The sequence below is a fragment of the Sphaerospermopsis reniformis genome, from assembly GCF_005402885.1.
In the GTDB taxonomy this organism is placed as follows: domain Bacteria; phylum Cyanobacteriota; class Cyanobacteriia; order Cyanobacteriales; family Nostocaceae; genus Sphaerospermopsis; species Sphaerospermopsis kisseleviana.
In genome coordinates, this window is sequence record NZ_BJCE01000580.1 from 1 (window position 1) to 405 (window position 405).

Here is a 405-nt window from a genome sequence, read left to right on the forward strand (position 1 = left end):
TATGTATTTTTAGACAATATTAGTTGGGATAACTTTAATGAATCAGGAGACTTAAAATCTCAAGTAGAAGCCTACAAAAATTACACCGGATATTATCCTGAATCGGTTCATGCGATGCACTGAGCGCAGTCGAAGTGTAGATAAAATTTACCGCAACAGGGAAAATAGAGCTTGGTGTAAGGAAAGAGGAATTAGAATTAGTGGTACTCCACTGGGTAGACCACCTAAAAATGTCAGCAAAGAAACAAAGAAACAAGCTATTGATGATGAACGGGTTCGTAATTCTATTGAGGGTAAATTCGGACAAGGTAAACGAAGATTTAGCCTGGGTAGAGTCATGGCTAAATTGCCTCATACTTCTTTAACTTCTATTGCTATTTCCTTCTTGGTTATGAATCTTTCTAC

At 37.0% G+C, this 405-nt stretch carries 1 pseudogene; it reads left to right on the plus strand.

Features of this window, described 5'->3' with window-relative positions:
- Positions 1-405 (plus strand): annotated as a pseudogene (locus FFR48_RS28500) (transposase); the annotation flags it as partial.